The organism is Immundisolibacter sp., assembly GCF_041601295.1.
GTDB lineage: Bacteria > Pseudomonadota > Gammaproteobacteria > Immundisolibacterales > Immundisolibacteraceae > Immundisolibacter.
The window spans coordinates 1-9,023 of the sequence record NZ_JBFIII010000103.1 but is presented as its reverse complement, the minus strand read 5'-3'; the positions used below and the strand labels follow the sequence as shown (position 1 = coordinate 9,023).

Genomic DNA, 9,023 nt, shown 5'->3' with positions numbered 1-9,023 from the left:
TTCGGGACACATTGCGCGCCGAATTGAGCCAGCCGGGGGCGTTTTCCAGCGACTGGACGCGGCTTGAAGTGCAGGAGGTTGCCGATCCGGCACTGACGGCGTTAATTGGGCGCACCGTGGCCGACATCGCGACCGAGCGTGGCGCCGACGGGCTGGATACGTTCCTGGACATCGTGCTCGAAGACGGGCTCGCGGCGCGTTTCCTGTACACCATCAACAACGTCGACATCGGCGTGGTAGCGCAGGTCATGACCGACCCGCGCACGCTGATCGGCGCCTCGGACGGCGGCGCGCATGTGGATCAGATTTGCGACGTCGGCTACGCCACCTGGTTGCTCGGTACCTGGGTGCGCGAGCGCAAGGCGCTGAGCCTGGAATACGCCGTGCGGCGCCTGACCGCCGACCCGGCGCGGGTGTTCGGCATCACCGACCGCGGCCTGCTGCTGCCCGGGCTGAAGGCGGACATCGCCGTGTTCGACCCGGCAACCGTCGGCTCGAACCGGCTGGCGCGGGCGGTACACGACCTGCCCGGCGGCCGGCGGCGGCTGGTCTCCGACGCGCGCGGCATCGCCGCCACGGTGGTCAACGGCCAGGTGTTGATGCACGGCGGCACGGTCGGTGCCACGCGCGCTGGCGGCCAGCTGCGGGCGGCCTGAGGTTTGCTTGCTCTGGGCTTGATGGAGACGCTGGCACTCGCGGCGCTGGCGATAGCGATCGGTCAGGGGCTGCGGCGCTGGGTTCCGGTGCTGGCGCACTACGACCTGCCAGCGCCGGTGCTGGGCGGCTTGGTGATCGCCATCGTGGTCACCGTGTTGCGCAGTAACGGCGCGGATGTGGTGCGCTTCGACACCACACTGCAATCGCCGTTGATGATCGCGTTCTTCACCAGCATCGGCTTTGGCGCCAGTCTGCGTCTGCTGCGTATCGGCGGTGTGCAGGTGGCGTGGTTCCTGGCGATCGCGACCGTCGTCGCATTGCTGCAGAACCTGCTGGGGGCATCGCTCGCCGTGGCTATGGGCCTGCCGCCACTGTTTGGCGTGCTGGCCGGTTCGGTCACCCTGACCGGCGGCCCGGCCACCGGCCTGGCGTTTGCGCCACTGTTCGAGGCGGCCGGGGTGAACGGCGCCGGCGTGCTGGCAGTCACCGCCGGTATGGCAGGCATTGTCATGGGCGGGCTGTTTGGCGGGCCGGTGGCGGGGCGCATCATTGCCCGCCGCGGCCTGCGACCGGCCATCGAGCCGGCCAAACCGGCGCAGATCCGCACCGAAGAGCCAGAGCACGCCCACGTCGACACCACCACCGCGCTGATGCGGGCGGTGATTCTGGTGCTGGCCGCGATGTGGCTCGGCAGCTACCTTGCACGCGGCATCAGCGCGCTTGGCATCACCCTGCCCGCCTATATCGGCGCCATGCTGGTGGCGGCCGTGATGCGCAACCTGGGCGACCACCAGCCGCTGCTGCGAGTACCGGTACAGGCCATGGCAGACCTCGGCGCGGTGGCGCTGTCCTTATTCATCGCCATGGCGCTGATGACGCTCAAGCTGTGGGAACTGGCCAGCATCGCCATGCCGTTGATAGTGCTGCTGGTAGCCCAGGGGATCATGCTGGCGCTGCTGTGCCACGGCGTGTTTCGCCTGATGGGCCGCGATTTCGACGCGGCGGTGATGGCCGGTGGTTTCTATGGCTTCATGATGGGCACCACCGCCAATGCGGTGGCCAATATGCAGACCCTGACCGAGCGCTACGGCCCGGCGCCACGGGCTTTCCTGGTGGTACCCCTGGTCGGCGCGTTTTTCATCGATTTCGTCAACGCACTGGTGATCACCGGCTACCTTAACTTCCTGCGCTGAGTGGCCCCAGCCCTCAGTCGCCGAGCGCTTCCAGAACGATGCCAGGCGTCAGCACGCTGGGCAGCACCCGTGGCGGCGCACTACCGTCGTAGTAAACGTAAAGCGGCACGCCGCTGCGGCCGAAGCTGGCCAAGGTCTGTGTAATGGCCGGGTCGTAGCGCGTCCAGTCCGCCTTGAGCGGCACAATGCCCAGTTCCGCGAACCGCGCTGCCACCGCGGCGGTGCCCAGCGCCACGCGTTTGTTGACCTGACAGGTGATGCACCAGGCAGCGGTGAAATCGACGAATACCCGCTCGCCTGCGGCGCGATGCCGCTCGACTGCCTCTGGCGACCAGGCCTGCCAGTCGAGACCGGCGCCCGATCGCGGCGCCACGGCCATGGCGTCCGGTCGCATGGCGGCGGCAAAACCCAGCACCGCTGCCAACCCCAAGCCAACCACCACCACACTGCCGGGCAACCAGCGGCGCACACCGCGCTGTACGTGGCCAAGGCCCCAGGCCGCAAATCCCACGCCGAGCGCTGCCAGCAGCAAAAGACCCACCGCGTCCACGCCAGTCTGACGCCCAAGCACCCACGCCAGCCACGCCGCGGTGGCGAATAGCGGAAAGGCCAGGGCCTGCCGCAGCGTCACCATCCACGCCCCGGGCCGCGGCAAGCGAGCCAGCAGGCCCGGCATTTCGGCCAGCACCAGGTACGGCAGCGCCATGCCAATGCCGAGCGCGGTAAAGATGGTCAGCGCCTCCCACGCCGGGCGCGCCAGCGCAAAGCCAAGCGCTGCGCCCATGAATGGCGCCGTACACGGCGTTGCCACCAGCACCGCCAGCGTGCCGGTAAAAAACGACCCCGGATAACCGGCCGGCTGCGGCGCGCTGCCCGCCAGGCGGGACAGTCCGAGGCCCACTTCGAACACCCCCATGAGATTCAATCCAACCGCCGTGAGCAGCAGCGCCATGGCGGCCACAAAACCTGGCGATTGCAATTGAAAGCCCCAGCCGACGCCACCGCCCGCGGCGCGCAGCGCAAGCAACAGCCCGGCCAGCAGCCAGAAGCTGACCATCACGCCGCCCAGGAACGCCAGCCCATGCCGCCGCACCCGGCCCGGGTCGCCGTGTGCCAGCTGGATGAAGCTGAGCACCTTCACCGACAGCACCGGAAACACGCACGGCATGAGGTTCAGGATCAACCCGCCGAGCACGGCAAACGCGCACGCCCAGAGCAAACTCATGCCGACCGGGGCGGTGACCGGCGCCGGTGCCGGGGACGGTGGTGTGGCCAGGGGCGTCACGGCCGTATCGACTCGCAGCGCCCGCACCTGGCCGGCGGCGTCCCACCCCCCGGCGCTGACCAAAACTCCGCTCAGGCGGTCTACCGCGGGTTCGGCAGCAGCCAGGGACAGCCGCCAGCGGCTGCCCTCACGCGTGCGCGCTTGCGCTACCGAGTGCCTTATCTGGCCTTCGTGATCAGGAAAGAAGCTAACGTCACCGCGCCCCGCGGCGGCCGGCCAGTACACGTAATAATGCTCGCCAAAGGCGCTGGCGCTGATCACGATGTCCGGCAGACTGCGTGGCAGTCGGGCGCGGGCATCGGCCAGCCGCCGCTGGCCAGCCGGGTCGGGCTGCGCCAACGCCAGCAGCGGCAGGCTCAGTGCGACGTCGGCCTGCTCGGGCAGGCACACGTCCTTGCACACGAGATAACTGACGCGGGCGCGCAGCGTGAGCGGACCGGGACCGGCCAGATCCGCCGACGGCGTTACCACCACCGGCAGCAACAGCATGCCTTCGTAACCGTAGGTCACCACCGGCGGCGCCGAGACCTGCTGCGGGTATGGCCACTCGATGGGACCAGCGGTAAATCCCGCTGGAAGATCCCAGGCAACACGCACTGGCAGCCCGGAGTCGCCGGGGTTTTGCCAGTAGGTGTGCCAGCCGCGGTCGAGCGCCAGCGCCACCCCCAGCGTAAACGGCTGCCCCGGCACCACGCCGCGCACATCGGCCAGCAACTCAACCCTGGCGTGGCTGCTGTCCACCTGCGCACGGGCAACACCGGGCAGCAAAAACGCCAGTGCCAGCCAACACAGGCAGCGCGCCGTCCGGCTCCGAAATTCAGCGGTCCACATGGCCAAGATCACGTCCTGGGGCCACACAATCGCGCACCCGTTGCTTGAGTTCCTTGATGTCCGGGAAGCGCCCCTCGGTGCCGCGCGACCAGATCAGCTCATTGTCCACCGACACCTCGAACACGCCACCTCGGCCGGGTCGCAGGACGACCTCGGCGAGTTCCTCCTCGAAGCTGCTGAGCAGTTCTTGCGCCATCCAGGCGGCGCGCAGCAGCCAGCGGCACTGCGTGCAGTAGGTGATGCAGACACGATGAGGCATGGCTTCGGTCATGGGGTGCCTATAATGGCCGCACGCACGGGGCTAAGGTTGGCACAGCGTGCGGCCAGCGACGCTCCGGCATCGTTAGCCCACGCAATCGTTGCCTGTATGACCGGCACCCGAGCGGCACTTCACTGACCGACGACGTAACCGCAGGAGGTTTCGTGACCACTCCGAGTAGCAACCGCACGCCGATCCTGGCCGTGTTCTGCGATTTCGAGAACGTAGCGCTTGGCGTGCGCGACGCCAAGTTTGACCAGTTCGACATCCGCAAGGTTCTGGAGAGGCTGCTGCTCAAGGGCCCGATCGTGGTCAAGAAGGCGTATTGCGACTGGGAACGCTACAAGAAATTCAAGCCGGCCATGCACGAGGCCGCGTTCGAGATGATCGAAATCCCGCACCTGCGCCAGTCGGGCAAGAACTCGGCCGACATTCGCCTGGTCGTGGACGCGCTGGACCTTTGTTACACCAAGGGCCATGTCAACACTTTCGTGATCATCTCCGGCGATTCCGACTTCTCGCCGCTGGTCTCCAAGCTGCGCGAGAACAACAAGGAAGTAATCGGCGTTGGCGTCGCCAGCTCAACCTCGGACCTGCTCATTGCCAACTGCGACGAGTTCATCTACTACGACGACCTGGTGCGCCAGGACGCGCCCAAAAAGGCCGTCCGCCGGCGCAGCGTCAAGGCCAAGGCCGGCGAAGAAGCCGCCAGCGACCCGACGCTGGTCAACCCCGCGACGGCCACCGACGGCACCGCTGAAGAACCCAAGCGCAAGCCGCGCTCGCGTGGTGGTCGGCGCCGTGGCGGCAAGGCCACCGAGGCCGTGGCCGGGGTGCCGACCGAGGGCAACACCAGCGAATCACAGGCGGCGTTCGCCCTGCTCCACAACGATGACGATGATGACGCCGACGGCAACACCGACCCCAACGGTAACGGTGTTCCGGATGCCAACAGCGACCGCGCCACCCGCGGCTTGCGACTGATCATGGACACCATCGCCGCGCTGGTGGACGACCGCGGCGAGGAGCAAAAGATCTGGGGTTCCATGGTCAAGCAGACCCTGCGCCGCCGCAGCCCCGGTTTCAATGAACGCTTCCACGGCTTTCGCAGTTTCAACGCCATGCTGGAAGAAGCCGCCGAACGCGGCTGGCTGAGCCTCGAAAAAGACAGCAAATCCGGCGGCTACATCCTGCGGCCGCTGGAGAGCGGTGAAGCGCTCGCTCATGCAGACGACGTGGAAGACACGGACGAACACGACGATGATGGTCAGGACGGCCACGATGGCCCCGGGGATCGGGACGACCACGACGAACACGACGATGATGACGATCAGCAGCCCCTGTACTGAGCACCCTCAGCCGCCCAGACAAACACTGATCGCCAGATCCCCCACGGTGTGGCTCAGAAAGCCCGACCCAGGCGCCTGCAGGTGGGCTACGTAATCCTGCGCTGCTTCGTGGTCAACGTTATCCGCCAGCACCAGCGCGCCTTCCGTGAGGCGTGGCTTCAGCAGCGTCAGCAGCGGCAGGTACAGGCTCTTCCAGCCGTCCAACAGCAGCAGGTCGATCGGCCCCGGCAGGTCGGCAAGAGTTTTCAGCGCGTCTCCCTCCAGCAGCTTTACGTGCTGCCCGAGTCCCGCGTCGGCCAGGTTCGCGCGTAGCGCGACGCACTTGTCCGGATGCGCCTCGGTGGTAATCAGCTCACCGCCGTTATCCTGCGCCGCCGCGGCAAGGTACAGCGTGCTCACGCCATAAGAGGCGCCGAATTCCACCATCCGGCGAGCGCGCGCCGCCCGGGCCAGCAGATACAAAAGGCGACCCTCGGCCGGCGACACGGCCAGATACAGCTCACCCATGCGCACCAGGCCCTCTTCCGATGGCAGCCGCCCGGCTGTCTGGTCGGCGCGCCGTTGCGCCCAGCGCCCGCTGTCGCCCGCCGCCTCGGCATGCAGCCGCTGCAGGACCGCGGCGACTTGGGGATTTTCCAGTGTGTTCATATGGTTACCAATTAAGAGATTGGATCGACGGCAGGCCCGCTGCTTTCTGCACATCGGGTCGGCACCCGGACCTTATTCAGCACCTTCAAGTACTGTTTTGTCCCGCTTGACCGCCTGCAGGATGAATTCGTTGAAGGCTTTCACCCGAGCGGTATCCCGCAGGTCGGGATGGGTCAGCAACCAGACGTCCAGACTCCTGGCGTCGTCCAGAGCAAACACGCGCCGCAGCCCGGGGTTCGGGTCACCGAAATAGGTGGGCAGCACCGCAAGGCCGATGCCGGCGCTGGCCGCGTCCCTTTGAACCAGCAGGTTGTTGCTGGTAAACACGACTTCGCCGTCGGCTGCCAGCTCCCTTGCCCAACCGAATGACAGGCCCTGCACGGGCTCATCCGAGAACGCAACGAAGCGGTGGTCCTTCAATTCCGCCACCGATCCGGGTGTCCCAAACCGGTCGATGTAAGTGGGCGCTGCATACACCGCCCAGCGTAAGCGAGCCAGCTTGCGCGCGATGAGGTGGTCGGGTGGCCGCAGACCCGGGCGGATGGCCACATCCGCTTCCCGTTTGCTCAAATCGTAGACTTGGTAACCCACCACCAGGTCCACCGTGATCTCCGGATAGAGCTCGCCAAAATCCACTATGCAGCGCGTCAGATATCCCTCTGCCAGGGCTTCGGTCGTGGTGACACGCAGGCTGCCGCGAAGCTGCACCTCCCGGCCCACGATGCGCCGTTCGATATCCGCGACATCCGCCTCGACCCGCCGCGCCGCCACGGTCATCTCCTCCCCCGCCGCGGTCAGCACATAACCGCGAGGCAGGCGCTCGAACAGGCGGACCTTCAGGTCTTCCTCGATGGTGTTCAGGCGCCGAAAGACCGTGGAGTGATTGACCCGAAGCTGGCGAGCCGCGCCCGCCAGGCTGCCTTGGTCCGCAATGGCAAGAAAAACTCGAAGGTCGTCCCAGTTCATACCGTCCTTGCGAAATTGCAAAATATTTTTTCGATTATCGCTAATTTACTTTCATTTTTACAATGCGCATATTGGCTCCCGCGCTGGTCGACCCGGCCAGCCCCTGAAGCAAACCGTCGAGGTACGTACTCATGCAAAACGAAGCCACACCCAACCTTGCCCCACACCATCCTCTTCACCTGCTCAGCCTGGCCCTGTGCGCCGTAGCTGTCCTGGCTTGGCTGGTGCCCATAGTCTTCGCCAGCAATTTCGCCTACCCGAACCTGCACGTGTTCGCCTGGCAGCTGGTGCTCACGCACGTCCTGCTGGCCGGCGGGCTATTCGCGCACGTTGCGGCCGAAGGCCGACTGGCGGGCCACGGCAGAACCACGGGCGAACAGCATGCTCCGGCACCGGCAGCCTCGCCGGCCATACCGAAGTCAACGCCCATATGGCCTGAACATTGCGCGGTCTTGAGCTGCCAGAATGGCTGAGCGCCAGGGTTCAGCCAAAAACCCAAGCCCCCGCCGCCGAGGAAGCGCATTAGCCTCTCCCTCGGCGGCGGTCACACGCAAGCCCAGCAAGGCTCTTCGCCGCGCCTCAATCAACGACCCTGCCTCAGCCCTCCACCAGCGTCATCAAGACCGGCGCCAGCAATACGTACAGCACCGTAGTCACTGTGAGCGCCGCGGTGAACAGCGCCGAATCGAGCTTGAAGCGCTCGCACACGGCGATACCCACCGCTACCGATGGCGCCGCGGCGACAAGTGCGGTGGCGGTCAGCAGGGTGCCGTCGAGCTCCAGCGCGCGCGCCGCAAACAGGCACACCGCGACGCCCAATATCGGGCGCAGCACGACCACCGGTAGCAACACGGACAGGCGCGACAGGCCGCGCAGCGTGAAGGTGCTGCCGACCACGAACAACAATAACGGCACCGCTGCCTGCCCCAGCACGCTGAACGCATGCACCAGGCTGTCCGGCACCACCACGCCCGACCCGTTCATGGCCAGCGCGATCAACGTGGCCCAGAACGGCGGCATGCGCAGCACCACCAGGACGCTGCGCCAGCCAACAGCGGCGCCGCCGAACCAGGCCGCCAGCGCCACGCCCAGTGACCAGTGCACCGGGACCGTGGCGAACATCTCGTACATCAGCGGTACGCGCGTGGCCTGGGCACCATACAGGCCCTCGATCACCGGCAGCGCCGCGCCCAGCCCATTGCCGAAACCTACCGCCAGCACGGCCGCGCCGGCCTCCGCGCGAGTCAGGTACCCGACTCGCAACATCGCGCCGAACACCAGCAGACCCGCCCCCAGGCACACGGCGATGGTCGCCAGCGCCACCAGCGGCACGCGGTACAGCGCGGGCTCCGGATGCGTGTTCAGGAACACGCCGAAGATCAGCGCCGGCACCAGCAGGTTGATCACCAGCGTATTGAGTACCTGGCGGATCTGCTGGATCGGGATGCCGCCCGGCTGCAGATGCCGCCAGGCAAGGCCCGATGCCAGAATCAGAATCATCGGCAACAGGCTTTGGTACATCCGTCGCTAGACCTCGCATTCGGTGTTTGGCAGGTTCATGGAGAACACCCCGCCCGCACGCGGCGGGCAGGCGGAGTATTCAGCAGGAATGGGCAGCGACCGGGTCAGACCACCCAGTCCGGCCAGCCGGCGGCCTGGTTGGCCTGCCGCGCGAGCACCCGCTCCTCGGCTGAAGCGAAGTGCCGGTCCCAGTGTTGCAAGCGGGGTTTGGCGATCAGCCCGTCCCACAGTGGCGGCAGGATACTGGCCAGAAAACACACCAGCAGACTCGGCATTTGCGGTGCGTCCGGCATCGGCGTCAGCGAAACATAGGT

General features: G+C 66.5%; 8 protein-coding genes and 2 pseudogenes. 4 read left to right on the top strand and 6 right to left on the bottom strand.

Going from position 1 to position 9,023, the window contains the following annotated elements:
* The coding region (locus ABZF37_RS12145) for an amidohydrolase family protein (RefSeq protein WP_372720273.1) at window positions 1-656 on the top strand (656 nt) is incomplete at its 5' end.
* Window positions 657-659: 3 nt separating this feature from the next.
* The gene (gltS, locus tag ABZF37_RS12140; RefSeq protein WP_372720271.1) at window positions 660-1,850 is read left to right on the top strand and encodes a sodium/glutamate symporter; all 1,191 of its coding nucleotides are present in this window, start codon (window positions 660-662) and stop codon (window positions 1,848-1,850) included.
* Window positions 1,851-1,863: 13 nt separating this feature from the next.
* Here gltS and ABZF37_RS12135 read toward each other — a convergent pair whose 3' ends face one another.
* A complete protein-coding gene (locus tag ABZF37_RS12135) occupies window positions 1,864-3,966 on the bottom strand; it encodes a protein-disulfide reductase DsbD family protein (RefSeq protein WP_372720269.1) in 2,103 nt (700 codons plus the stop codon).
* Window positions 3,953-4,225 carry a SelT/SelW/SelH family protein gene (locus ABZF37_RS12130; protein ID WP_372720267.1) on the bottom strand — a complete coding sequence of 91 codons (273 nt, stop codon included), beginning with the start codon at window positions 4,223-4,225 and terminating at the stop codon, window positions 3,953-3,955. Before ABZF37_RS12130 ends, ABZF37_RS12135 begins: the two co-directional genes overlap by 14 nt.
* A gap of 164 nt (window positions 4,226-4,389) precedes the next feature.
* On the opposite strand from ABZF37_RS12130, the pseudogene ABZF37_RS12125 reads away from it, so the two are divergent.
* Window positions 4,390-4,873 (top strand): annotated as a pseudogene (locus ABZF37_RS12125) (NYN domain-containing protein); the annotation flags it as partial.
* 707 nt (window positions 4,874-5,580) lie between these two features.
* Here ABZF37_RS12125 and ABZF37_RS12120 read toward each other — a convergent pair.
* Together ABZF37_RS12120 and ABZF37_RS12115 are read right to left on the bottom strand one after the other, a co-directional pair.
* A complete protein-coding gene (locus ABZF37_RS12120) occupies window positions 5,581-6,222 on the bottom strand; it encodes an O-methyltransferase (protein ID WP_372720265.1) in 642 nt (213 codons plus the stop codon).
* Window positions 6,223-6,294: 72 nt separating this feature from the next.
* Window positions 6,295-7,188 (bottom strand): LysR family transcriptional regulator, encoded by an 894-nt coding sequence (locus ABZF37_RS12115; protein WP_372720263.1) that lies wholly within the window; start codon window positions 7,186-7,188, stop codon window positions 6,295-6,297.
* Between the two features lie 131 nt (window positions 7,189-7,319).
* Here ABZF37_RS12115 and ABZF37_RS12110 point away from each other — a divergent pair, with 131 nt between their 5' ends.
* Window positions 7,320-7,661 carry a hypothetical protein gene (locus tag ABZF37_RS12110; RefSeq protein ID WP_372720261.1) on the top strand — a complete coding sequence of 114 codons (342 nt, stop codon included), beginning with the start codon at window positions 7,320-7,322 and terminating at the stop codon, window positions 7,659-7,661.
* Between the two features lie 124 nt (window positions 7,662-7,785).
* Here the strand turns inward: ABZF37_RS12110 and ABZF37_RS12105 are convergent, their stop codons facing one another.
* Window positions 7,786-8,709 (bottom strand): AEC family transporter, encoded by a 924-nt coding sequence (locus ABZF37_RS12105; RefSeq protein WP_372720259.1) that lies wholly within the window; start codon window positions 8,707-8,709, stop codon window positions 7,786-7,788.
* Between the two features lie 104 nt (window positions 8,710-8,813).
* A pseudogene (locus ABZF37_RS12100) lies at window positions 8,814-9,023 on the bottom strand (xylene monooxygenase); the annotation flags it as partial.